This window comes from Sphingobium sp. TomTYG72 (genome assembly GCF_055394715.1).
This window is the reverse complement of the sequence record NZ_AP027336.1, coordinates 2237913-2261556: the sequence shown is the minus strand read 5'-3', so window position 1 is coordinate 2261556 and position 23644 is coordinate 2237913. Positions and strand designations below refer to the sequence as shown.

22 protein-coding genes are annotated in these 23644 nt (G+C 61.4%); 13 read left to right on the top strand and 9 right to left on the bottom strand.

Annotated elements, in window-relative coordinates; genetic code table 11:
* Positions 1-10: 10 nt before the first annotated feature.
* Positions 11-733, top strand: coding sequence for a YjbE family putative metal transport protein (locus tag ACZ5U1_RS11250; RefSeq protein ID WP_464778477.1), 723 nt, complete (start codon positions 11-13; stop codon positions 731-733).
* 71 nt (positions 734-804) lie between these two features.
* Here ACZ5U1_RS11250 and ACZ5U1_RS11245 read toward each other — a convergent pair whose 3' ends face one another.
* Both ACZ5U1_RS11245 and ACZ5U1_RS11240 read right to left on the bottom strand, forming a co-directional pair.
* Positions 805-1773, bottom strand: a complete 969-nt coding sequence (locus tag ACZ5U1_RS11245; RefSeq protein WP_464778476.1) for a quinone oxidoreductase family protein — start codon at positions 1771-1773, stop codon at positions 805-807.
* Between the two features lie 14 nt (positions 1774-1787).
* A complete protein-coding gene (locus tag ACZ5U1_RS11240; RefSeq protein ID WP_464778475.1) occupies positions 1788-2486 on the bottom strand; it encodes a dienelactone hydrolase family protein in 699 nt (232 codons plus the stop codon).
* 144 nt (positions 2487-2630) lie between these two features.
* Between ACZ5U1_RS11240 and ACZ5U1_RS11235 the strand changes: the two genes are divergently transcribed.
* The 7 genes from ACZ5U1_RS11235 (at position 2631) to pepN (ending at position 11248) form a co-directional block, all read left to right on the top strand.
* Positions 2631-2885, top strand: coding sequence for a DUF6489 family protein (locus ACZ5U1_RS11235; RefSeq protein WP_196226641.1), 255 nt, complete (start codon positions 2631-2633; stop codon positions 2883-2885).
* A gap of 7 nt (positions 2886-2892) precedes the next feature.
* Positions 2893-4170 (top strand): tRNA uridine-5-carboxymethylaminomethyl(34) synthesis GTPase MnmE, encoded by a 1278-nt coding sequence (mnmE, locus tag ACZ5U1_RS11230; RefSeq protein WP_464778474.1) that lies wholly within the window; start codon positions 2893-2895, stop codon positions 4168-4170.
* Positions 4171-4230: 60 nt separating this feature from the next.
* Positions 4231-6078, top strand: a complete 1848-nt coding sequence (gene mnmG, locus ACZ5U1_RS11225; RefSeq protein WP_464778473.1) for a tRNA uridine-5-carboxymethylaminomethyl(34) synthesis enzyme MnmG — start codon at positions 4231-4233, stop codon at positions 6076-6078.
* A complete protein-coding gene (gene rsmG / locus ACZ5U1_RS11220) occupies positions 6075-6716 on the top strand; it encodes a 16S rRNA (guanine(527)-N(7))-methyltransferase RsmG (RefSeq protein WP_464778472.1) in 642 nt (213 codons plus the stop codon). The genes mnmG and rsmG overlap by 4 nt, the downstream gene beginning before the upstream one ends.
* Positions 6713-7495 (top strand): ParA family protein, encoded by a 783-nt coding sequence (locus tag ACZ5U1_RS11215; RefSeq protein ID WP_464778471.1) that lies wholly within the window; start codon positions 6713-6715, stop codon positions 7493-7495. The genes rsmG and ACZ5U1_RS11215 overlap by 4 nt, the downstream gene beginning before the upstream one ends.
* Positions 7492-8418, top strand: a complete 927-nt coding sequence (locus ACZ5U1_RS11210) for a ParB/RepB/Spo0J family partition protein (protein ID WP_464778470.1) — start codon at positions 7492-7494, stop codon at positions 8416-8418. The genes ACZ5U1_RS11215 and ACZ5U1_RS11210 overlap by 4 nt, the downstream gene beginning before the upstream one ends.
* Before the next feature lie 229 nt (positions 8419-8647).
* A complete protein-coding gene (pepN, locus tag ACZ5U1_RS11205; RefSeq protein ID WP_464778469.1) occupies positions 8648-11248 on the top strand; it encodes an aminopeptidase N in 2601 nt (866 codons plus the stop codon).
* 47 nt (positions 11249-11295) lie between these two features.
* On the opposite strand, the gene ACZ5U1_RS11200 is transcribed toward pepN, so the two are convergent.
* Genes ACZ5U1_RS11200 through ACZ5U1_RS11185 form a run of 4 tightly spaced genes read right to left on the bottom strand, consistent with a single transcriptional unit; the run spans position 11296 to position 14870 of the window.
* A complete protein-coding gene (locus tag ACZ5U1_RS11200) occupies positions 11296-11910 on the bottom strand; it encodes an ABC-type transport auxiliary lipoprotein family protein (protein ID WP_464778468.1) in 615 nt (204 codons plus the stop codon).
* An 11-nt stretch (positions 11911-11921) separates the two neighbouring features.
* Positions 11922-12884 (bottom strand): MlaD family protein, encoded by a 963-nt coding sequence (locus ACZ5U1_RS11195; protein ID WP_464778467.1) that lies wholly within the window; start codon positions 12882-12884, stop codon positions 11922-11924.
* Positions 12885-12888: 4 nt separating this feature from the next.
* A complete protein-coding gene (locus ACZ5U1_RS11190; RefSeq protein WP_464778466.1) occupies positions 12889-13761 on the bottom strand; it encodes an ABC transporter ATP-binding protein in 873 nt (290 codons plus the stop codon).
* The gene (locus ACZ5U1_RS11185) at positions 13761-14870 is read right to left on the bottom strand and encodes an MlaE family lipid ABC transporter permease subunit (protein ID WP_464780035.1); all 1110 of its coding nucleotides are present in this window, start codon (positions 14868-14870) and stop codon (positions 13761-13763) included. The genes ACZ5U1_RS11190 and ACZ5U1_RS11185 overlap by 1 nt, the downstream gene beginning before the upstream one ends.
* Before the next feature lie 98 nt (positions 14871-14968).
* On the opposite strand from ACZ5U1_RS11185, the gene ACZ5U1_RS11180 reads away from it, so the two are divergent.
* Complete coding sequence (locus tag ACZ5U1_RS11180) at positions 14969-15643, top strand: HAD family hydrolase (RefSeq protein ID WP_464778465.1); 675 nt, start codon at positions 14969-14971, stop codon at positions 15641-15643.
* Between the two features lie 7 nt (positions 15644-15650).
* On the opposite strand, the gene ACZ5U1_RS11175 is transcribed toward ACZ5U1_RS11180, so the two are convergent.
* On the bottom strand, positions 15651-16589 hold the full coding sequence (locus ACZ5U1_RS11175) for a 2-hydroxyacid dehydrogenase (RefSeq protein ID WP_464778464.1): 939 nt from the start codon (positions 16587-16589) through the stop codon (positions 15651-15653).
* On the bottom strand, positions 16586-17911 hold the full coding sequence (locus tag ACZ5U1_RS11170; protein WP_464778463.1) for a cystathionine gamma-synthase family protein: 1326 nt from the start codon (positions 17909-17911) through the stop codon (positions 16586-16588). Before ACZ5U1_RS11170 ends, ACZ5U1_RS11175 begins: the two co-directional genes overlap by 4 nt.
* A gap of 161 nt (positions 17912-18072) precedes the next feature.
* On the opposite strand from ACZ5U1_RS11170, the gene ACZ5U1_RS11165 reads away from it, so the two are divergent.
* Positions 18073-20484 (top strand): ligase-associated DNA damage response DEXH box helicase, encoded by a 2412-nt coding sequence (locus ACZ5U1_RS11165; protein ID WP_464778462.1) that lies wholly within the window; start codon positions 18073-18075, stop codon positions 20482-20484.
* Positions 20485-20583: 99 nt separating this feature from the next.
* Here ACZ5U1_RS11165 and ACZ5U1_RS11160 read toward each other — a convergent pair whose 3' ends face one another.
* On the bottom strand, positions 20584-20889 hold the full coding sequence (locus ACZ5U1_RS11160; protein ID WP_464778461.1) for a hypothetical protein: 306 nt from the start codon (positions 20887-20889) through the stop codon (positions 20584-20586).
* 435 nt (positions 20890-21324) lie between these two features.
* Here ACZ5U1_RS11160 and ACZ5U1_RS11155 point away from each other — a divergent pair, with 435 nt between their 5' ends.
* The 3 genes from ACZ5U1_RS11155 (at position 21325) to ACZ5U1_RS11145 (ending at position 23641) form a co-directional block, all read left to right on the top strand.
* Positions 21325-21780 (top strand): TadE/TadG family type IV pilus assembly protein, encoded by a 456-nt coding sequence (locus ACZ5U1_RS11155; RefSeq protein WP_464778460.1) that lies wholly within the window; start codon positions 21325-21327, stop codon positions 21778-21780.
* Positions 21777-22184, top strand: coding sequence for a TadE/TadG family type IV pilus assembly protein (locus tag ACZ5U1_RS11150; protein ID WP_464778459.1), 408 nt, complete (start codon positions 21777-21779; stop codon positions 22182-22184). The genes ACZ5U1_RS11155 and ACZ5U1_RS11150 overlap by 4 nt, the downstream gene beginning before the upstream one ends.
* Positions 22185-22303: 119 nt before the next feature.
* The gene (locus tag ACZ5U1_RS11145) at positions 22304-23641 is read left to right on the top strand and encodes a pilus assembly protein TadG-related protein (RefSeq protein WP_464778458.1); all 1338 of its coding nucleotides are present in this window, start codon (positions 22304-22306) and stop codon (positions 23639-23641) included.
* Positions 23642-23644 lie beyond the last annotated feature (3 nt).

Below are 23644 nucleotides of genomic sequence, written 5' to 3'. Positions count from 1 at the left end.
TCAGGCCGTTATGATCGACCTTCTTACAACTGCCGCCGCCGCCGCGCAGGGACTGGGTTCGCCCGCCGATATTTGGGGGCACATCGTCAACGATTTCAGCAATATTGGTTCTCCGGCTGCCTTGGCAGCCTTTGGCCAGGTGTTGATGATCGACATCCTGCTGGCAGGCGACAATGCGATCGTCGTGGGCGCGCTTGCGGCAGGCTTGCCGCCGCAGCAGCGCCAGCGCGTCATCATGATCGGCATCATCGCCGCACTGGTGCTGCGTATTGGTTTTGCTCTGGTCGTGACGCAGTTGATGCAGATCGTTGGCCTGATCCTGGCAGGTGGTTTGCTGTTGCTTTGGGTCAGCTGGAAGATGTGGCGCGAACTGCACCCGAAGCGGGGCGCGGACACGCCCGATGATCCCAGCGACGATGACATATCCGGGTTGCGCCCGGCGAAGAGCTTCGCAGCCGCCGCTTGGGCCGTCGCGGTAGCCGACGTATCGATGAGCCTGGACAATGTGCTGGCCGTCGCGGGTGCGGCGCGTGATCACCCTGGCATCCTGATCATCGGCCTTGTACTGTCGGTCGCCTTGATGGGTATCGCGGCGAATATCATCGCCAAATATATCGAGCGTTTCCGGTGGATCGCTTATCTGGGTCTGGCGGTCATCATCTATGTCGCCGTCAAGATGATCTATGAGGGCGTTATCGATCATCAGGTCGGCATCCTGACCCTCTTTGTCTGATTGAGGCGAGCAGGTGGCGGGCTTGGATGCCCGCCACTTACTCGACCCGTTTTCAGACTTCTTCAGCCCGCCTATGGCACCAGGATGGTGCTACCGACGGTCTGCCGCCCTTCCAGCGACTGATGTGCGTCCGCAGCCTGCGAAAGCGCGAAACGTTGGCCGATATGGGCGCGAACGACGCCGCTTAGCATGCGATCGAACAGGCGGTCACTGACATGCTTCAGCTCCTCCTGCGTCACGATATAGTCGAACAGGGTGGGACGGGTCACATAGAGGGACCCAGCGCGACTGAGTTCCAGCAGGCTGACCGGCGGTACGGGGCCAGACGCATTGCCATAGCTCACCATCATGCCACGGCGCCTGAGCGAGCCAAGCGAGGCGCTCCAGCTATCCTTCCCCACGCCATCATAGACGATGTCTACACCCTGTCCGTCCGTCAGGGCGCGCACTTGATCGGAAAGGTCGGCTAACGGGCAGTGCAGGCTGTGATCCGCTTGCACGGTAGCGGCCTTTTCCGCCGACCCGCTATGGGCGATGACCACGACGCCCTTGTCCCGAAGCCAGGGCACGAGCACGGAGCCTACGCCACCGGCGGCGGCATGGACCAGAGCTACCTGACCCGGACGCAGTGGCAATATATCCTCCGCAAGGAAACAGGCGGTCATGCCCTTCAACATCATCGCGGCTGCTTCATCCGTGCCGATCTTGTCTGGAATCCTGATGACGCGGTCGGCGGCGACCGTGCGATGGGTGGCATAGGCGCCCATCCCGCCCGCCGAGCCTACCTTGTCACCGATCGCCAGCCCGCTGACACCCGCTCCCACGGCCGCGACATAGCCCGCTCCTTCCACGCCGAGGGTGAGGGGGAGCGGGGCTTCGTAGAGGCCCGACCGATGATAGGTGTCGATGAAGTTCAGGCCGATTGCATCCTGAGCGATCAGCACCTCACCCTCGGCCGGAGGAGCGGGATCGAAATACTTCCGCTCGATCACCTCGGGACCACCGGTCGCGCGGACGATCATGCGCCAGGCTTGTGTCATGGGCGGCGCATCGATCAGAGATGCGTGGCGAAGAAGTCGGCTGTGCGCTGATCGGCCAGTTGCGCGGCATCCTCGACCCGGCGCGCGCCCATTTCAGCGGCAAAGCCATGGTCCAGCCCCTCATAATCATGAAGGGTCACGTGGCGATTGTCCTTCAGGCCGTCATGCATGGTCTTCTGCACTTCCGGCGGCACGAAGCCGTCAGCGGTGGGAATGTGCAGCAGGACCGGCTTTCCGATAGCATGCTGCTCGCCCAGAAGATTGTCGATGCCCACGCCATAAAAGCCGACAAAGGCGTCGCCATCCGTCCGGCAGGCGGCCATGAAGGTCAGCCGCCCGCCAAGGCAGTAGCCGACCACGCCGACCTTGCCTGTGCCGCCCAGTTCCGCTCGAGCGAATTTGATCGCCGATTCAATGTCATAGATGGCGAGGTCCTGATCCAGCTTCTGCATGTGGCCGATTGCCGTCTGAAATTGCTCTGGAACGTCCGCATCCAGTTCGACATGCGCGGTGTCGCGCCAGAACAGGTCGGGAGAAACCGCCAGATATCCTTGGCTGGCCCAATTGTCGCATTTGCGGCGAATGCCTTCATTTACGCCGAAGATTTCCTGAATGACGATAATCGCGGCGCGTGGCGTCCCGTCGGGGCGAGCGACATAGGTGTCGAATTGCGCATCGCCCTCAAGGGTCGAAATTGGCGTAAATGATCCCATGGCTGATGTCCTCTCGTTCGCTGCACTATGTTTGAAGGATAAGCGGGTTTTGAAGAACCGCCAACGCTACTATGACCAAATTATTTGCGTTTGAGGGCCATGTTGCGGCATGACGACGATGGCTCGCAACTGAAGGTGCGTAGGATGAAAGTAACGGTCGACGTAGATTGCACCCCAACCGAGGCGCGGGCCTTTCTGGGCCTGCCCGATGTCACGCCCATTCACGACAAATATGTGAAAACGATGCTGGACAGCTTTGACGGCATCGCCAGCGCCGAACAGATGGAAACGATGTTCAAAAGCTTCTCTCCTCTGGGGGATGCGGGGATGCGCCTGTTCCGGCAGATGATGGACATCGGCCTTTCTGGCGTTGCCGGGAAGAATGGCGACAAGTCCTGAGCCGTTAATGGCGGACACGATTTTCGCCCTGTCGAGTGGTGCGCCACCGGCAGGGATTGGGGTCATTCGGATAAGTGGCCCCGCCGCCGCCGCTGCCCTGCAGGGTCTTGCGGGGCATCTTCCCGAACCTCGGCGCGCGCAGCTGGCTTTGTTGAAAGACCCGCGCAACGGGGCTCCTCTCGATCGCGCGCTTGTCCTCTGGTTTCCTGGCCCCGGCACTGCGACCGGCGAAGACTTGGCGGAGTTGCATTGCCATGGCGGGCGGGCCGTGGTTGCGGGGCTGGAGGATGCGCTCAGGTCCTTTGAAGGCGTGCGGCAGGCCCAGCCGGGTGAGTTTACCCGCCGGGCCTTTATGAATGGGCGCATGGATCTCAATGAGGTCGAGGGGCTGGCCGATCTTCTCGCCGCCGAAACCCAGCAGCAACGGCGCGCGGCTTTGCTCATGTCCGAGGGGCATTTTTCCCGTCGGCTTGAGCAGTGGCAAAGGAGCTTGCTTGATCTTTCCGCCATGGCGGAGGCAGCGCTCGATTTTTCCGATGAGGATGACGTGCCTGAACATGGGGCCGAGGAACGCATCGGCTCCGGCATCGCTACGCTCATCGAGGAGGTGCGGTCTGTGCTAAGTGCGCCGTCGGCCGAGCGTTTGCGGGATGGCATCCGGGTGGTGCTGGCCGGGCCACCCAATGCGGGGAAGTCCACTTTGTTGAATGCGCTGGTGGGGCGGGAGGCGGCGATCGTGTCCGATGTCGCGGGTACGACGCGCGACCGCATAGAAGTGCCCGCAGCGCTTGGCGGCACGGCTTTTCTTTTCACCGATACCGCCGGTCTGAGAGAGGCGACGTCCGACGTTATCGAAGCGATCGGCATGGACCGAGCTCGTGCGGCGCTGGACAGTGCCGACATCGTCCTGTGGCTGGGCGATGTGGACGAAGCGCCGCGCGCCGACGCAATAATTATCGGTGCCCAATGTGATCGGCACGCGGTGACCAGTGGGTTGCCCATATCGGCGGTCACGGGTGAGGGGATGGAGACCCTCATCGCATTGCTTTTGGAGCGAGCGGCTGCGTTGCTGCCGGGGGTGAGCGAATATGCTCTGCATGAAAGGCAGCGGGAGGGTGTTGCGTTGCTGCTCAGCCATTTGGAAAATGCGTTGCCGCAAGCAGACCTTCTCATTGTCGCGGAAGAACTTCGTCATGCACGTGCGGCGATCGATGCGCTGACGGGGCGGGCAAGTACTGAGCATATGCTCGACCGGCTCTTTGCAGGATTTTGCATCGGAAAATGAGCACTGTTCCACGTGGAACAGTTTTGACCGCAAGCCCACAACTCTGATATGGGCGCGGGCATGCAGACATTTAACGTGATAGTGGTTGGCGGTGGCCATGCCGGGTGCGAGGCTGCGGCTGCGGCTGCTCGGAAAGGCGCGCGGGTCGCACTCCTCACCTTCGAAAAGGCCACGGTGGGAGCAATGTCATGCAACCCGGCGATTGGGGGCTTAGGCAAAGGTCATTTGGTGCGGGAGGTTGATGCGCTGGATGGCTTGATAGCGCGTGCCGCCGATGCCGCTGCCATACATTATCGGATGTTGAACAGCAGCAAAGGCGCCGCCGTTCAGGGGCCGCGCGTGCAGGCCGATCGATCCCATTACCGGGCCGCCATTCACCGCATGATTGACGCGCAGCGCGGGATCGAAATCATCGAGGGTGAGGCTGCGGCGCTGCTGCTGAAGAATGGCGAGGTCGAAGGGCTGGAGCTGGCAGACGGACGCCGCTTGTCCGCGCCCGCCATTGTGTTGGCAACGGGCACGTTTCTGGGCGGCAAATTGTTCCGGGGCGAGGAGACGCTGACGGGCGGTCGAACCGGGGAGCGGGCGGCAACGGTATTGGGTGTTCAGCTTCGCGGGCTGGGTCTGCCAATCGCGCGGCTGAAGACCGGGACGCCGCCAAGGCTGGATGGGCGCTCTATCAATTGGGGAGTTCTGGAGGAGCAGCCATCTGATGCGGGGGATTGGACGATGTCTGCTCTCTCCGCTGCACGGCAGCTTCCGCAGTTGAGCTGCGCGATCACGCGTACCAATGAGGCGACCCACGGGATCATCCGTGGGGGGCTGGGGCGCTCGCCATTGTTCAGCGGGGCGATCGAGGGGCGCGGTCCTCGATACTGCCCTTCGATCGAGGACAAGGTGATCCGCTTCGGCGATCGTGACGGGCATCAGATCTTTCTGGAACCGGAAGGGCTGGGAAGCCATCTGGTTTATCCCAATGGGATCAGCACCTCACTGCCTGCCGATGTCCAGGAGCAGATGGTGAGGTCGATGGCGGGGCTGGAGCGCGCCGAGATTGTGGTGCCCGGTTATGCGGTGGAGTATGACCATATCGATCCGCGCGCGTTGCAGCACAGCCTGGAAATGCGAGACGTGCCCGGCCTGTTCTGTGCGGGGCAGATAAATGGCACGACGGGATATGAGGAAGCGGCGGCGCAAGGGCTGGTTGCCGGTGTGAATGCGGCTGCGCGTGCCAAGGGCGATGCGCCGATGATCCTCGATCGGGCGAGCAGCTATATTGGTGTCATGGTCGATGACCTGGTGTTGCAAGGCGTGACTGAGCCTTACCGCATGCTCACCGCGCGGGCGGAATATCGGTTGCGGCTTCGCGCGGACAATGCCGGAAGCAGGCTGGAAGAGGTTGGCCGGGTGCAGGGTATATTGGGCGAGGAGCGGCTTGCGCATTATGACCGGCGGGCTTTGCAGCGCGCCAGCGTGGATGAGGAGTTGGGGCAGCAGCTGAGCGCTACTCAGCTTGCACGCGCGGGTGCGAATGTCCGGCAGGATGGCTCGCGAAGAACCTTGTTTGAATGGGCGCGGTTTCCGGAGGTCCAGCGGGAATTGCTGTTCGCCTTGGCGCCGTCGCTTACATCAGTAGACGAGAGCCTCCGGGAGGAAATTCTGGAGGACGCCCATTACGCTCCCTATCTCGAACGCCAGGCGGCAGAGATTGCAGCCTTGCGGCGCGACGAGCGGGTGTCGATCCCGGCCGACTTTGATTTCCGGGCAATCGGCGGACTGTCGAGCGAGATGATCGAGAGGCTTGATAAGGCTCGTCCCGATACGCTGGCGGCGGCGGGACGCATTCGCGGGATCACTCCAGCAGCCTTGGCCGCGTTGCTGGTGCATGTTCGGCGTCAAGCCGCATGACGGAGGATGAAGCGAAGGCATGGCTGGAGCAGCATTTCCCCGTTTCACGTGAAACATGGGAGAAGCTGGACGGCTATGTGGAAATGTTGCTGTCCGAGATGGATCAGCAGAATTTGATTGCCGAGTCCACACGTGATCATGTCTGGGCGAGGCATATCGCGGATTCGGCTCAGCTTCTCACATTGGCCGATGGTGCGGGTGAGGGTCTTTGGATCGACCTCGGATCGGGAGCGGGTTTGCCCGCAATCGTGATCGCCATCCTGAGCAACCGGCCCGTGGTGATGATAGAATCGCGGCGTAAGAGAATAGATTTCTTGAATGAGGTGATCGGCAGGATCGGCATCAAGAATGCCCAAGTTCACGGCGGGCGGGTGGAAAGTGCTTCCTCAAGGGCGGCGGCAGTAATCAGTGCTCGCGCTTATGCGCCGTTGGAGCGCCTCTTCCCCTCGGCGCTCCATTTGTCCGATAATCGAACCCTTTGGGTGTTGCCAAAGGGGCGTAATGCGCAGAATGAACTGGAGGCGGCGCGATCCTCGTGGCAAGGTGTGTTTCACGTGGAACGCAGCATCACCGACCCGGAAAGCGCAATCATCATAGCGCAGTCGGTCGCGCCAAGGGGCAAGAAAGGTCGCAAATGATCCGTATCGCCATTGCGAATCAAAAGGGTGGGGTGGGGAAGACCACGACTGCGATCAACTTGGCAACCGGGCTTGCTGCTACTGGCCTGAGAGTGTTGTTGATCGACCTTGATCCCCAAGGGAATGCTTCCACAGGATTGGGGGTCCATCAAGCAGATCGTACATGGTCAAGCTACGACCTGCTCGTCGGGAATTGCGGGATCGAAGATGCGATCCTGCCTACCCGGGTGCCTAAACTCGACATCATCGCGGCGACGCAGGATTTGTCGGGGGCCGAGATCGAGCTGATTGAATATGAGGAACGGACCCACCGACTGGAGCGTGTGCTTAGCGAAGCGCAGGCGGGCAGGTGGGATATCTGCCTCATCGATTGTCCGCCTTCGCTCGGCCTTCTGACCATCAATGCGATGGTGGCTGCCCAATCGCTGCTCGTTCCGCTTCAGTGTGAATTTTTCGCGCTGGAAGGCCTGTCTCAGCTGTTGCAGACGGTGGAGCGCATTCGGGGCCGTTTCAACCCGGGTCTTTCGATCATGGGTGTGGCGCTCACCATGTATGATCGGCGTAATCGCCTTACCGATCAGGTCGCGGATGATGTGCGGGCCTGTCTGGGCGACTTGGTGTTCTCAACGGTTATTCCGCGCAATGTCCGGCTATCGGAAGCGCCAAGCCATGGGGTGCCGGCTCTTATCTACGACTTCCGCTGTTCTGGTTCGGAGGCATATATGCGCCTCGCCCGTGAACTGATTTCGCGTCTGCCCCCACAGGAGGTTGCGGCTTGAGCAACGAGAATGATGAAAAGCTGAAGGTCATTAAGCGTCCTCATGGACTGGGACGGGGCCTTTCAGCGCTGCTGGGCGACGTAACGAGAGAAGAGCCTGTCGCACCACAGGCTGTTTCCGCTTCGACCAAGGCTATCCAGAGCATCGAAGTAGCGCTGATCCAGCCGCATCCGGAGCAGCCGCGCCGTCATTTCGACGAAGGTGCTTTGGCGGAGCTGGCGGACAGCATCGGCAAGCGCGGCGTTATCCAGCCGATCATCGTGCGCCCCCATGGTGGCGGCTTTCAGATCGTCGCTGGGGAGCGGCGTTGGCGGGCGGCGCAGCGCGCGCAATTGCACCGCATTCCGGCGATTGTCCGCGATTTTGATGAGGCCGAAACGCTGGAAATCGCGCTGGTAGAGAATATCCAGCGCGAAGACCTGAACCCGATCGAAGAAGCGGAAGCCTATCGCAAGCTGATCGCGGACTTCAATCACAGCCAGGAAGCGCTGGGGCGTATCGTTGGCAAGTCGCGCAGCCACATCGCCAATCTTATCCGGCTGCTCGATCTTCCGGCCTCTGTGCAGCAACAGGTCGTTGAGCAGAAGCTGTCCATGGGTCATGCCCGGGCCCTGATCGGCGCGCCCGACTGTGAGACGCTGGCGAAGACCGTTGAGGCCAAGGGCCTGTCGGTGCGCGATACCGAGGACTTGGTGCGCCGCTCGAAAAAGGGGGAAGGGGCGGCACCCCGAGGCCGGGCCTCGTCGGTAACGGTCAGCAAGGACCCCGATATCGCGGCGCTCGAACAGCACCTTGCGGACATTTTGGGTGTTAAAGTCGACATTGGACATGGAGAGGGCGCGGGCGGCACGCTGTCATTGCGCTATTCGACCCTCGACCAGCTTGACATGCTGTGTCAGCGCCTGTCCGGCGAGCGCATCTGAAAAATCAGATGCGGCATGATCAGCCGCAGACCGCTGGCATTTGTCGGAGCCTTGCCCGGATATGATCCGATAAAGGCTGCCTTGGATCGTGCGTCATTTCATTAGCGCGCTGTCTAAGTCAGCAGGCGACGCCGCTCTGCCTGGAAAAGCTCGGTTTAACTCTTGTTTTCCGCATTTTCCGGGCGAGCGGGTGATACCACCTGCCTGGAAAATGCTCTAGATTGCAGTGATGGCTGACATACAATCTGCAAATGCTCCCGCGCCCCTTGTTGTTCGACGTCAGGACTATAGGCCGCCCGACTGGCTCGTCCCCGAGATCGAACTGGACTTCCTTCTGGACCCTGCGCGCACGACGGTGAGAGCGAGGCTGAGCGTCAGCCGCAATGGTGAGCATGATCGTGCGCTGAGGTTGGACGGAGATGAACTGACGCCCATCGAGGTGAAGGTGGATGGCCGTACCCTTGGTTCGGGCGGCTGGAAGATGGATGGCGGCGCCTTGGTCATCCCGCTTTCCGGCGGCGTTCATCAGGTGGAAACGCTGGTGGAGCTTGCTCCTCAGCATAACAGCAAGCTGATGGGCCTTTATGCCAGCGGCGGCCTGCTTTGCACCCAGTGTGAGGCGGAGGGATTTCGCCGGATCACCTTCTTCCCGGATCGGCCGGACATCCTCTCCCGCTATTCCGTTCGAATGGAGGCGGACAAGGCGCGCTACCCGATCCTGCTTTCCAATGGTGATCCAGTCGCGCAAGGCGAACTTTCCGGTGGGCGGCATTGGGCCCGATGGACCGATCCGTACCCCAAGCCCTGCTATCTCTTCGCGCTCGTGGCGGGCGACCTTGCCTGCAACAGCGACAGCTTTGTGACGATGAGTGGGCGCGAGGTGAAGCTGGGCATCTGGGTGAAGGAAGCCGACTTGCCGCGCACGGGCCACGCCATGCAGGCGTTGAAGAACAGCATGGCTTGGGACGAGCGCGTCTATGGCCGTGAATATGATCTGGACGTCTTCAACATCGTCGCCGTAGCGGACTTCAACTTCGGTGCGATGGAGAATAAGGGGCTTAACATATTCAATTCGCGTTATATTCTTGCCGATCCCGAGACTGCTACGGATGCCGATTATGACGGGGTGGAAGGTGTGGTGGCGCATGAATATTTCCACAACTGGTCGGGAAATCGCGTCACTTGCCGGGACTGGTTCCAGCTTTCGCTGAAGGAAGGGTTCACCGTCTTTCGCGATCAGAACTTCTCGGCCGATATGGGCAGCGAAGCGGTCAAGCGCATCGAGGATGTGCGGGTGCTGCGTGCGGCGCAGTTTCAGGAAGATGCAGGCCCGCTAGCCCATCCGGTCAGGCCGGAATCCTATATGGAAATCAGTAACTTCTATACGGCGACCATCTACAATAAGGGCGCCGAACTGATCAGGATGATCGCGCTGATGCTGGGGCCGGACCGCTTCCGCGCCGCGACCGACCTTTATTTCGAGCGGCATGATGGCGAGGCGGCGACTTGCGAGGATTTCGTCCGGGCGATGGAAGAGGGGGGCGGGGTGGACCTTACCCAGTTCCGCCGCTGGTATGAGCAGGCCGGAACACCCCATGTCCGGGCCAGCCTGACGCATGATCCCGTCACCCAGACCGCCGAGCTGCTGTTGGAACAGAACACGCCGCCCACGCCGGGCCAGCCGGAAAAGCTTCCGTTCGCCCTGCCGCTTCGTACAGCCTTGTTCGATCGCGGTAATGGTGAAAGTACGAGCGAGACGCTGTTGATGCTGACGGAGAAGCAGCAGCGCTTCACCTTCAAGGGCTTTGCTGCTGCGCCGATTCTGTCCATCAATCGTGGTTTCTCAGCGCCGGTGATCGTCGAAACAGACAGGAGCCAGGCCGACCTCGCATTCCTGTCCGCCCATGATGACGACCCATTCGCCCGCTATGAAGCTATGCAGCAGTTGATGGTCAATGCCTTGATCGGCCATGTGGCGGGGCAGGCGTTGGACGCGGCGGCAATCGTCACGGCGATCCGGGATACCGTCACCGACCCGAATCTTGATGGGGCGTTCATCGCGGAAGCCATTCGCTTGCCGAGCGAAGCCTATCTGGGCGATCAGATGGCGCAGGTCGATCCGGATGCCATCCATGAGGCTCGCGATGCGTTGCAGCGCCGGATCGGCCGCGAGTTGGAACCCCTTTGGCGCGACGTGCATGCGCGAAACAGGGCGAACGGCTTTTCACTTTCCTCGGCGGCGAAGGGCGCGCGCAAGCTGCGCAACGGCGCCTTGGCCTATCTGGTCACTTCAGGCGCGGCGGACGCTGCGGCGCTGGCCTTCTCCCAATTTGACGAAGCCGATAACATGACGGAGCGGCAATCGGCTCTTGCGACCCTTGCCAACGGCCGCAGTGACGAGCGGGAGGCGGCGCTTGACATCTTCTATAACCGCTACCGGGATGATCCGCTGACGCTGGACAAATGGTTCCAGACGCAGGCTTTTGCTTCCCACCCGGATACCGTCGATCTGGTGGAGGAGCTGGGGCGGCACCCGGACTTCACTCTGGCCAATCCCAACCGGGTCCGTTCGCTTTTTGGTGCCTTCGCTGGCAACCAATGGGCGTTCCATCATAGGTCGGGCAAGGGCTATCGGCTTGTTGCCGACTGCATCATCGTGCTCGACAAGCTCAATCCGCAGACCGCCGCGCGGCTGGTGCCGCCGCTGGGGCGGTGGCGGCGCTTCGATGAGGGAAGGGCCGCCCTGATGCGCGGCGAATTGCAGCGAATCTTGGGTCAGCCGGGCCTGTCAAAGGATGTCACCGAGCAGGTGAGCAAGAGCCTCAATTGAGGCGGAATACGCCATGCTGATGCAGGCTCAGCATGGCGGATCGTCCCTTAGCGCCCGCTGGCCGCCAGCCATGTCGCGACGTCGGCCGCCACCTTGTTCGCGGCGCTGTTAAGCGGAGCGCCGATGGTGGTCGCATCGATCTTGCCGCCTATGGGGGTGCTGGCGGTGAACCGCTGCCGCGCGATCGCGGTGCCGCCGGGTCCCGCAAGGATAGCATCATAAGTGACCACGGCGCTGTTGCTTGCTTCATCTACGCCGAAATCGACCAGCTCACCCATCAGGCGCTGGCCCGCATCGGCCGAATATTGACCGGGATCGAGCACGATGCGGTTGCTGCTGGCGGCGATCGTTTCGGACAGCAGCTTCTGGAACAGATGACGCGGCGTATCGGCCCACTGCACCTTCGTGACATAGGCGAGCGATGTGGGCGATGTGCGCACCGGAACGCGTACGGTGTCGAGGAGCTTGGGCGCCTCCGGATCGGCGACCGTGATGGTTGTCCCTGCGGTGGCGCTGCGGAGCGTACCGGGAGCGACCTTTTGCGCCGCGTCGAGTGACAGCAGCCGTTCGGGCGGCTTCCCGCCGAAGGAAACGCAACCTGACAGCGCTGCGGCGAGCGCGAGCATGATGGGAAGGGCGGCAGGTTTCTTGTGGAACGTCATCGCGGTCCCTCTCATCGCTTGTAATCGGGCAGTTTGGGCGATCCAACGATCGACCCCGCGCCCTGTTGATCGAGTTTTTCGGCAACGCCGCGGAAGGCGCGCGACATTTCGCGCAGATCACGCACCAGCTGATTGACTTCAGGCATCGTCTGGTTGCTGAACGCGCGCACGCCTGGCTGTGCTTCGGCGATCGTCTTGTCGAGCGTTTCGATGCTGCGGGTGGCGGACTGCACGCTCTTGCGCAAGTCGGCCATCAGCGGCTTGCCTTCTTCGGTCAGCATCGAGTCCGTGGTCGCGGCGAGCTTGCCGATCTGTTCGGCCGCTATGCCCGTGCGCTGGACCGCGATGCGTGCTTCCGCAAGGGTGGCTGCAATTTCGGGGCTGCGATCGGCGAGGGCGCCCGATACGCGCTCGACATTGGCGAGGATGCCCGCGATCGATTGCTGGTTCTTGTCGTTCAGCAGTTCAGTCAGACGCTCTGTCAGGGTGGAGAGTCGCTCCAGCAGTTGCGGCGCGTTGTTCAACAGTTCGCCAAGCGCCCCCGGCTTGGTCGGGATGACCGGCACGCCGTCGGGGCAAGCGGACAAAGGATTTTCTTGGGGGCAGGCGATGACGGGTGCGCCTTTTACGGCGCCATCCAGCACGATCTCGCTGACGCCGGTGAAGCCGACTCCTGCGATGGTGGCGGTGGTACCCTGAAGAACCGGCGTGCCTTCCTTCACGGAGATGCGCACCTTTACAAAGCTGGGGTCGCGTTTCCACAGCTCGATCTTCTCAACCTGGCCTGATGGGACGCCGGAGTAATTGACGCTCGACCCTTTGGCGAGGCCGTTCACCGACTGTTTGAAGAAGATGTCATATTCCATGTTGTCGCCTTCGGAGAGGCGCGAGAACCAGAAGGCGGCGACCATGATCGCCGCCAGCAGCAGCAATGTGACCGTGCCCACCAGCACATGGTTGGAGCGGGTTTCCATTATACTATCGCCTTCCGTCCGATGGCTGGGCCGCCGTCTTTTCCCGTTCGCGGGTCACGGCCGCCGTTGCGGCGCGGCCGCGAGGACCGTTGAAATATTCCTGAATCCAGGGGTGGTCGGTCGCCAACAGCTCATCAATGGTGCCGACCGCGATGACCTTTCTGTCCGCCAGCACAGCCACGCGGTCGCAGATGGAATAGAGCGTGTCGAGGTCATGGGTAATGAGGAAGACGGTGAGGCCAAGCGTGCGTTGAAGCTTGCGCGTTTGATCGTCGAAAGCTGCTGCGCCGATCGGATCGAGCCCGGCAGTGGGTTCGTCAAGAAACAGCAGATCGGGGTCGAGCGCCAAGGCGCGCGCAAGGCCCGCCCGCTTCTTCATGCCGCCTGAAAGCTCGGCGGGATATTTGGGACCAGCTTCGGCGGGGAGCCCCGTCAGCCGGATCTTGTAGGCGGCAATCTCGTCGCGCAGTTGCGGCCCGATATTGGGGTAATATTCGCGGATCGGCACCTCGACATTTTCGGCCACCGTAAGGGTGGAGAAGAGGGCGCCGCCCTGGAACAGCACGCCCCAGCGCTTGCGGATGGCCAGCGCCTCGTCATCCAGACGCCCGATCATCGATTCGCCGAATAAGTGGATTTCGCCTTCATCGGGCGTTTGAAGACCGATGATCGAGCGCATCAATACCGATTTACCGGTGCCCGAGCCGCCGACGACGCCCAATATCTCGCCCTTGCGCACGTCGAGGTCGAGATTTTCATGCACGACCTGATCGCCGAAGCTGTTCTTCAGGTTGCGCACTGAGATGGCGATGTCGCTCTTCTCGACAGCCTTGTTGACGCGCGCCTCTTCGGCAGCGGCTTCTTCTTCCTCGGCCATTAGTTCCACCCCAGCCAGGTGAAAAAGACCGCGAAAAAGGCGTCGATCACTATTACCAGGAAGATCGCCTGGACCACGGCAGCGGTGGTCCGCAGCCCGACTTCCTCGGCGTTGCCCTTTACCTGCATGCCCTGGAAGCAGCCGGAAAGCGCGATGATGATGCCGAATACGGGGGCTTTGAGCAAGCCAACCCAAAGGTCTGTGATCGGCACCACCTCTCGCAGTCGTTGGATGAAGGTGATCGGCGGGATGTCTAGTGAGACGGCGCAGAGGAACCCTCCGCCGATCACCGCGACGATGGAGGAATAGAAGCCAAGCAGCGGCATCATGATGACAACCGCCAGCGTCCGGGGCAGCACCAGTGCCTCCATGGGCGACACGCCGATGGTGCGCATCGCGTCCACTTCTTCCGTCAGCTTCATGGTGCCGAGCTGTGCGGCGAAGGCTGAGCCGGATCGGCCCGCGACCATGATCGCCGTCATCAGCACACCGAGTTCGCGGAAAGTCAGGCGGCCGACGAGGTTGATCGTCAGCATTTCCATGCCGAACTGGCGCAACTGCACCGATCCCTGCTGGGCTATGACGATCCCGATCAGGAAGCTCATGAGGCCGATGATGCCGAGCGCGGACACGCCGACAACCTCGAACCGCTGCACGACGGCGTTGACGCGGAACTTGCTGGGATGCCGGATGACGTTCCAGCTCGCTACCAGGGTCGCGCCGAAAAAGCCGAGGAGACCGAGAAGCGTGGTGAAGGCGTTGACCACCGCTTCGCCGATCTGGCCGATTACGCGCTGCAACGGGGGAACATAATCGGGCCTGATGCTGACCGGTTCGTCCAGCTTGCCCACAGCCTCGATCAGGCGCCGGGTGTCTTCGTTGCCGCCGCTAACGTCGCAGCCCAGCCTTTTGACAGTGCGGTACACGGTCCAGGCGCCGATCGTGTCCATATGGTCAACGCCGGACAGGTCTATGGCAGTGATCGGCCCTGTCACCGCATCAAGGCGGGCGGGCAAATCATGCAGGCATGCAATGGAAAGATGCCCCAGAAGCCGAATGACAGCACCGCCATCGCGCGTTTCTTCGACAAGATCGGCGGCTTTATTCATCAAGGCGGTTTAGTGGTCCATTATCGGTTGCACGGCAAGCCGAAACGGCCCATCCGCACGGTAGAACGATAGCAAGGCGCAAAAGTTTCGGAAACGGCATGACGCACCGTCTGGCAATATACGATATGGACCGCACGGTGACCTTTTCGGGCACCTATACTGGCTTTCTGATACATGTTTCCAAAGGCCTGGCGCCATGGCGGTTGGTGCTGCTGCCCTGCGTCATCCTGTTGATGCTCGCCTATGTGATGAGGCTCATCAGTCGGCAGCGGCTTAAGGAGCTGAATCAGGCGCTGATGATCGGCTATAATGTCGAGCGCGCCAGGCTGATGCCGCACGTCGAAAGCTATGCGGCCAAGGTTGTTGCGACCAATGTTCGCGCCGGGGCGCTTGAGCAGATCGCACGGGACAGGGCCGATGGATACCGGCTGGTGCTCGCCACCGCATCCTACCGCCTGTATGTGGAGCCGATCGCCCGCAGGCTGGGGTTCGACGCGGTGATCGCGACCGACCATCTGAGCCAGGACCTGCGTTATGTGCGCGCGAAGATCGCGGGCGAGAATTGCTACGATACCGGCAAGCTGCGGATGATCAAGGCGTGGATGGCGGCGGAAGCGATTGACCGTGACCATGCGCAGATCCGCGCCTATTCGGACCATGTGTCCGATGCGCCGATGCTGGAATTCGCCGACATGCCTTTCGCTTCCAATCCGCATAAGCCGCTCGCCAAGCTGGCTGCGAAACGCGGGTGGACGCGGGTGGACTGGGCGTAGGCCGCGTTCAGCGAGAAGTGACCCGGTTCGGCAGAGCTTTTCCGCCGAAGAAAGCCTCCAAGTTTGCCAGTACCATCGCCGCCATGCGCGCGACTGCTTCCTGCGTGGCGCCGCCGATATGTGGCGTCAGGACGCAGTTGGGCACGTCCTTCCAGAGATCGGCGGGGGTAGGTTCCTGCTGGAACACATCTAGCGCCGCTCCGCCCAGTCTTCCCTGACGCAAAGCCTGCCTCAGAGTCTCTTCGTCTACCAGTTGCCCGCGCGCGACGTTGACGAACAGCCCATCCGGGCCGAGTGCATCCATGACGTCGGCACTAATGATCCCGCGATTACTGCTGTCGGCGCGGACGGCGACCAGCAATATGTCGCTGTCCTGTGCCAGAGCCTTCAAGCTTTCGGATCGCGGCCAGGGCAAGCCGGGCTTGTCGCGCGGACCCCACCAGCCGATCTGCATCCGCATCGCTTCCGCTCGGCGGGCGACCGCTTGCCCGATATGCCCCAGGCCGACGATGCCAAGCCGGGCCTGATTCAAGGAACGGGTAAGCCGGTCTGATTCTGCTGTCCAAAGGCCCGCGCGCAGTTGCCGGTCGCCTTCGACGATCGCGCGGCGATGCGCGAGCATCAGGCCGATGGCGTGATCCGCAACGTCCTCCGCATTGGCGTCCGCGCCGTGCGTGACGGCTATGCCGCGCCTCTCCGTTTCCTCCAGATCGATGCCGTCATAGCCGACGGTGAAGCAGGCGATGAGGCCGAGCTGTAGCATGGCGTCCAGCAGAGCAACGGACAGCGGGAATTCGCCAGCCCAGACTATGGCCTTGGCATCGGCCCGCCGTTGGGCACCTTGATCCTCCCATAACGGCCGGGCATCGTAGAAGGGTGAAAGGATTTTCAGCAACGGGGCCAGCAGTGGCTGTCCAACCAGGACGATAGGGCGACCGTCGCTCATCCCACGGCCTGCAGCGCCTGTGCGAAGTCAGCGATCAGGTCATCGGCATCCTCGCAGCCGATCGAGATGCGCACCATATTGTCGGTGATCGCCAGAGCCTTCTTGCGCTCGGCGGGCACGGACAGGTGCGTCATCGCCGCCGGGTGGCTGGCGAGCGTTTCCGTGCCGCCAAGGCTGACGGCCAGCTTGGCGATCTTCAACGCATCGAGGAAGGCGAAAGCCTCAGCCTCGCCGCCCTTAAGATAAAGCGAGAAGGTCGATCCCGCGCCTGTGCAGTGGCGGTGGTAGATATCGGCCTGGCGTTCCGTTTCGGGGAAGCCGAGATAGACGACCTTTTCCACCTGCGGCTGGTCTTTCAGCCAGGTGCAGACCTTTGCCGCATTTTCGCCAGCCCGGCTCATCCGCAACTCCAGCGTTTCGAGGCTGCGCAGGAGCATCCAGGCGCTGTGCGGGTCTAGGATCGTGCCGATCGTATTGCGCATCAGCCGGGTCGTGTTGATGAGGTCCTTTGGCCCCAGAACCCCGCCCGCGACAAGGTCGCTATGGCCGCCCGCATATTTGGTGAGGCTGTAGATGACCAGGTCCGCGCCATGGGCAAGCGGATGATGCCAGAGCGGGCCGAGGAAGGTGTTGTCGATCGCGACCGGGGGCAAATGCGCCTCTCCGGCGAAGAGATGGTCGCGGCGGGCCACGACCGCCTCCACATCCACGAGCACATTGGTGGGGTTGGCCGGGCTTTCCAGATAGATAAGGGCGACGCGGCCGAGCGACTTTGCCCGTTCGATAACCGCGCTGATCTCCTCCTCCGTCGAACCGGCGGGGAAATCGAGCCATTGCACGCCGAACTTGCCGAGGATGCGGCCGATCAGCGATTCTGTCGCGGCATAAAGCGGCGCGGAATGGACGATGACATCGCCGGGCTGGACGAGGGCGAGCAGCGTGGTCGCGATCGCCGACATGCCGCTGGAAAAAAGCAGTGCGTCTTCCGCTTCCTCCCACACGGCCAGCCGGTCTTCGGCGATTTCCTGATTGGGGCCGTTGAAGCGGGAATAGACCAACCCCTCCGCGCCGCCGGGCCTGATGCCGGTGACGCCTTCAAAATGCCGTTTGCCTGCGGCGGCGCTTTCAAAGGCGAAGGTGGAGGTGAGGAAGATGGGCGGCTTGAGCGATCCTTCCGACAGCATCGGGTCGTAGCCATGGCCCATCATCAGCGTCGCGGGCTTCAGCTTGCGTCCGCCGATCTCCATGATGGCTGGCTTGGCGCGTCGGCGCTTGCGCGGGGGCTCGGCCCCGGAAAGGTCGGCCTCTGTCTCGCCGGTCATCGCTGTTTCTCCTGCGTTTGCGGCCTTTGCCGCCTTTTTATGATGCCTGGAGTGTAACGCCTTTCGAAGGGAAAGAGACCAGCCATTCCGGCAATTATGTTATCGCCATGACTAGCGTCGGGATCGTGACAGGGGCTGCGCGCGTTCCTACATTCATCGATATGAACCAACGCCTTCCCGAACCGCTGGAGCAATGGTTCACCACGCGCGGATGGTCGCCGCGCAGCCATCAGATCGATATGTTGGCAGCCGCAAGGGCAGGGGATCATGCCCTGCTCGTTGCACCCACGGGGGCGGGGAAGACATTGGCGGGGTTCCTGCCGACGCTTGCCGACCTGATCGAAGAACCAGCCGAGGGGCTGCATACCCTCTATGTATCGCCGCTCAAGGCGCTGGCGGTCGATGTGCGGCGCAATCTCCTCACCCCGATCGAGGAGATGAACCTGCCGATCCGGGTGGAGACGCGCACCGGCGACACGCCGTCGGATCGCAAGGCGCGGCAGCGGGCACGGCCGCCGCAGATACTGCTGACCACGCCTGAGTCTCTTTCGCTGCTGCTCAGCTATCCCGACAGTTTCCTGATGTTCGCGCAGTTGAAGACGGTGATCATCGATGAGGTCCACGCCTTTGCCACCCAGAAACGCGGCGATCTGCTCAGCCTGTCGCTTGCGCGGTTGCAGAGGATCAATCCCGAGCTGCGCCGTGTCGCGCTGTCCGCGACGGTGGCGGATGTCGATGCGTATCGCGCATGGCTCGCGCCCGATGGCGACATCAACAGCGTGACGCCAGTCATGGGGGAGCAGGGTGCTGATCCCGATGTCGCGATTCTGATTCCGGAAGGGCGCATCCCTTGGTCGGGCCATTCCGGCAAATATGCCGCAAAGCAGGTCATGGCCGAAATCGAGCGGCGGCAGACGACTTTGGTCTTCTGCAACACGCGTGGACTTGCGGAACTCATCTTCCAGGAGCTTTGGACCGCGAACGAAGCGAACCTGCCGATCGGCATCCATCATGGCAGCCTGTCGGTGGAGGCCCGGCGCAAGGTGGAAAATGCGATGGCCGATGGCAGGCTGCGCGCGCTCGTCGCGACCGCGAGCCTCGACCTGGGCGTCGATTGGGGCAATGTCGATTGCGTGATCCAGATGGGCGCGCCCAAGGGATCATCCCGCCTGCTCCAGCGCATCGGGCGCGCCAATCACCGGCTGGACCAGCCAAGCGAAGCCATCATCATCCCCGGCAATCGCTTTGAATATCTTGAGGCGCGCGCGGCGCTCGATGCGGTGGAGGCGGGGGAGCGGGACGCCGATGACTTCCGCACCGGCAGCCTCGACGTTCTGGCGCAGCATGTGATGGCGCTCGCCTGCGCCGCGCCGTTCGCGGAACAAGAGTTGCTGGAGGAAATCCGATCAGCCACTCCCTATAGCGCGCTCACCGATGAGGGCTTTGCCAACGTCCTGCATTTTATCGAAGGGGGCGGCTATGCGCTGCGGGCGTATGACCGGTTCAAGCGACTGACCCATGATGCGGACGGGATATGGCGCGTGTCTCACCCGCGCTTCATTCAGCAGCACCGCATGAATGCCGGGATCATCGTCGACCAGCCGGTGCTGGATGTCCGGTTTGCCAATGGCCGCAAGCTCGGCACGGTGGAGGAGGGTTTCGCCGCGACGCTGCGGCCCGGCGACAGCTTCTTCTTTTCCGGTCTGGCGCTGGAGGTGGTGCGGATGGACGTCACCGACCTGGTCGTGCGCGCGACGTCGAAGCAGGCGCGGGTGCCCGCTTGGGGCGGCACGCGCATGGCAATGTCCACGCGGCTAGCCGACCGGGTGCGGCATTTTCTGGCCGAGCCGGAAGAATGGCACCGCTTCCCCGATGATGTGCGGGAGTGGCTGGAGGTGCAGAAATATCGGTCGGCTCTGCCTGAGCCGGGCCAACTGCTGATCGAAACCTTTCCGCATGAGGGGCGGCATTATCTGATCTGCTACAGTTTCGAAGGATGGAATGCGCATCAGTCGCTTGGCATGCTGCTCACTCGCCGCATGGATGCGCAAGGTTTGATGCCGCTGGGTTTCGTATCCAATGATTACGCGCTCGCCGTCTACGGGCTGAAACCCGTGACGGACCCGCAGAGCCTGTTTTCCGCCGACATATTGGATCATGAATTTGTCGAATGGGTCGAACAATCGAGCCTGTTGAAACGCGCCTTCCGGGACGTCGCCGTCATCGCGGGCCTGATTGAACGCCAGCATCCCGGCAAGCGAAAGACCGGGCGACAGGTCACTTTCTCAACCGACCTCATCTATGACGTGCTGCGCAAATATCAGCCGGATCATTTGCTGTTGAAGGCGGCCTGGGCCGACGCCCGCGCGCGCATGACCGATGTCGGGCGGCTGGGCGACCTGATCGATCGGGCATCGGCGACGATGCTGCATATTGATCTGGATAGGGTGAGCCCGCTGGCGGTGCCGGTGCTGATCCTGATCGGCCGTGAACAGGTTGCGCAGGCGGCGGCAGAAGATGCCCTGCTGATGGAGGCGGAGGCGCTGGTGGCAGAGGCGATGCGGACGGACTAAAGCATTTTCGAAGCAGATGGCATCATCTGCTGGCTCGGAAAATGCGGAAAACAAAAGACAAATAGAGCATGATCCGATTCAGCCTGATCGGATCATGCTCTAGAAGTCCTCGCGCACTCCGCCGCAGCCCTTCAACGTTCCTTCACCAAAAGACAGTGCGACGCGGTCGGCCCAATGTGCGTCGCTCATGCCGTCGTTGCATGGGCCGTCCGTCACGGTCATCGAAAATCCGTCCGCCAGATACCGCACAGCGCGGCCGTCATCCGTCCGGTTGACAGGGACATGAACGGGCGCCTTGTCCGGGCGCTCCAGCGTGGCAACCGATCCTTTGACCGTTACCGCCCAAAAAGGTTCGGTCCCCAGAGCGCGATAGCGTGTTTGGTCGCTGAGAGGTTCGGTACTCACCCTTTCTGCGGGCACTGGCGGGGTTGGCGTGTCAGATAAAGTTACCGGTTCGTCACGATCTGCCTGCTGATTTAGAATGGGCGCTTCTGCGACTGGTGTATCTTTCGCAGGACGATCACCCATGTCTTCCTTCCGGCCGCAACCCGCGAGCAGAAAGGCGCCTGCGACGAACAGCCATGCTTTCATATTCGCCTCGCCTCTTTACCGTTAATTAATATACCGTCGGATATATACCGAAGCATAAACAGCATCTTAGCAGATGATTAACCATGTTGTTTAGGCAAATGAACAGCATGTGTTGAGTACAAAATCCCCGAGCGAAGGGGATTTTCGATGCGTCCTTCTATGTTTGGCCGATTGTTGCGCAGCGAGGCGAGGGCTGATTCGCCGCGTTGTCCCATATCTGCAGCCGATCGGGCATCTGTCCGGGCGTTGTTGACCGGACTCGGGGCCGAGACATCAGGCATCGCCCTTGTTGAAACGGCGCTGGTTGCGCCGTTCCTCGCCATCATCCTCATGGGCACGGTCGATGCGGCCCGTTACGGCGCGGCCAAGATGAAAATCCAACAAGCCGTCAATCGCGGTCTGGAGATGTCTTGGATGGGCGGCACGGACGTTGTCGCGACCGACATTCAGGCGCAGGCGGCAGCGCAGGCGAATGTGCCGACCAGTACCGTTACAGTCACCCAGACACTTGAGTGCGGGGGCACGGCAACAACCTGGACCACCAATGCCAATCCCTGCGCCTCCGGCGAAACAGCGCGCTACACGCAGATTCAGATTTCAACGACCTTCACGCCATCCTTTGCGCTGGGGTCGCTGGCGAAGATGCTGGCTAACTCGAATGGCGTTGTGCCGATATCCGCGACGGGGGTTCTGAGAATCCAATGACACGGTTTTTTCGCCTTCTTCATCAGCTTGCGTGCGATTGCCGTGGCGCCGGTGTGCTGGAATTCGCGCTGGTAGCGCCAGTCCTGCTGGGCATGCTGATCGGGATCCCGATGCTGGGGATACTCTTCTATGCGCAGGCGGGGCTCAGGAGCACCGTCGAGGATGCCGCGCGTTATGCAACGACGTGGCCAAAGCCGAGTGAGGCCGACATACAGGCAAGAATAGCGTCAAAGCAGTTCGGGATGAACTCGGCCAACATCGTTGCGCCGACCGTCACGTTCACGACCAGTTCGAAGCCCAACTATGTGACCATAACGATGGGCTACAATCTCACCGTGAACTTCCTGCTCGGCAGCAAGACGATCGCGCTGTCTGAAACGCGTAGAGCCTATGTCACGAGCTAGAGCATGATCCGATCAGACTGAATCGGATCATGCTCTATTTGTCTTTTGTTTCCCGCATTTTCCGAGCCAGCAGATGATGCCATCTGCTTCGAAAATGCTCTAGAGCCGAGGAGCTGACGATGCCATTGCTCAATTGCTTGTCCCGTCTTCGCATGCTGTGGTCCGACGCTCGGGGCAATGCGCTCATGCTGACGGCGCTGGCGCTTCCCGTCATGATCGGAGCGGCCGGGCTTGGCGTCCACACCATGCAGCTTTCGCATGTGAAGCGGGAATTGCAGCGGGAGGCCGACTCCGCGGCGATGGCAGGCGCCTATTCGCTTTACCAGAGTCAGGGGAATAGCACCGCCACCGCGCAGGCGAACAAGGCGTTGACGCAGAATGCTCTCGTCCCTGGCGCGACCGCTACGATCACGCCGGGATCCTATACGACCAGCAGTGGCACTACCTATACCTCCGCAATGTATGTGCGCTTGGTCAGTACCCAGCCCACCGCCTTGATGGCATTGTTTGGAAAGTCCACGTCCACCGTGGCCGCTGAGGCTCGGGCGGCAGTCGTATCCGATGGCAAGGTATGTTTCCTTGCCAAGGAGAGTGGCAACAACACCGGGATCACCTTTGCAGGCAACTCGACACTCGATCTGGGATGCGGCGCGGGCACCAACTCGATCAGCAGCAACGCGATCAACGTCAATGGCCAGCCGACGGTGAAGGTTTCGCCGCTCGTCGCGATGGGCGGCATTCCCTCGTCCACCGCCTACGCCCCCGGCACCTTGCTGATGCCCAACCATGCCGCGCTGACCGATCCGTTTGCAGGTATGAGCCTCGACCCCAGCAACAGCGATGTGTCTACCGGTAAGTGCAAACCTGGCAACAACTGGAACGTGATCAGCGTTTCGTCCGGGACGACGGTCGATAGCCGCAGCGGGAGCCCCTACGCCCCCGGTTGCTATGGAACGATCAATGTCCAGGGCACGCTTAAATTGAGGGACGGCACCTATTATCTTGCCGACGGTGCAAATAATGCGGGGCTTCAAGTCGGTGCCCAAGGCGTCTTGCAATGCGACAACTGCACTTTCGTGCTGACCAGCCTTACGCCGAACAACGCGAACAGTTTCGCAACAATGGACATAAATGGCGGTGCGCAGATTAATCTCGGCCCGACTAACGACGACAGCAGCGTTTATGATGGTATCACCATCTATCGCGACAGTAGGGCTGCGGCGAGCAACCAGTGCTGCCAAATTAACGGCAACTCCAGTTCGACTCTCGAGGGAGCCTTCTATTTCCCGAACGACACGCTGACCTTCAATGGCACATCGGGCATGTCGCTCGAATGCTTCCAAATGGTCGCTATGCGCCTTTCCTTCAGTGGAAACGCTACCATCAACAACACTTGCACCGATTTACCCAACGATGAGTCCGCGTGGTCGTTGACCGCCGTCCGACTGATAGGTTGAAGC